A 725-nucleotide genomic window follows, 5' to 3' on the forward strand; every position below is an offset into this window, starting at 1 on the left:
ATGAGGAGTAGATCAAGTTAGATCCGTCCGTAAAGGTAGCCCCTTGTATGGTTGTTTCCATAATATGGTAAGAGGCTGTCTGTGGATTTGTAACAGTGTAGTCTAAACGTTCACTAACGGTTATACTCTGTCCGGGTGTTGCTGTAATTGTCCCCGAAGCAGCTTTCTCCAATGTTGATGGTAGAATACCAGGGACCGCATAGCTATAACTGCCAAATCCATTAATCAAAGGTGGAGGTACAGGTTTTACATAATACTTTAATGACGATTCATTATAGGGAGTATCATCCCAACGATGTCTGCACAGTATTGCTTGTCCCCACTTTGATATAAACCATCCCGGTTGATTTGTTGTTATTGCTGAATGATCATCCGAAGCGTAAGAAACCTTTCCTGGATATCTTTCACCGGAAGTTTGAGTATAACTTCCATCCGTCATGTATATATCTTCCTGAGTTGACGTCGTGCCGATCCATCTTGGAGAACTTAATGGATCAGCAAGTTCACTCATATACCAGGCATACCCATGACAATTAAACCTTCTGGTTGAACTGACATTATCATAGGTTGTCAATAACTGTGCATTAGGGAAATAATTTGAATAATATGAGTCAATCTCCATTCTAGCTGCGACCGTAATCTCATCAAGTATCCAAGCCTCGACCTGAGATCCTTTTGGTGTGAACACATTCGCTTGGTAGTCTGCATTTAATTCGCTTGCTAAA

1 protein-coding gene is annotated in these 725 nt (G+C 41.1%); it reads right to left on the minus strand.

Annotated elements, in window-relative coordinates:
- Positions 1-725, minus strand: a 725-nt coding sequence (locus tag ACNOHI_RS24835; protein ID WP_420477403.1) for a hypothetical protein, incomplete at both ends; no start/stop codon positions are given.

It is taken from the genome of Noviherbaspirillum sp. ST9 (genome assembly GCF_048799745.1).
Classification (GTDB): Bacteria; Pseudomonadota; Gammaproteobacteria; order Burkholderiales; family Burkholderiaceae_D; genus Noviherbaspirillum.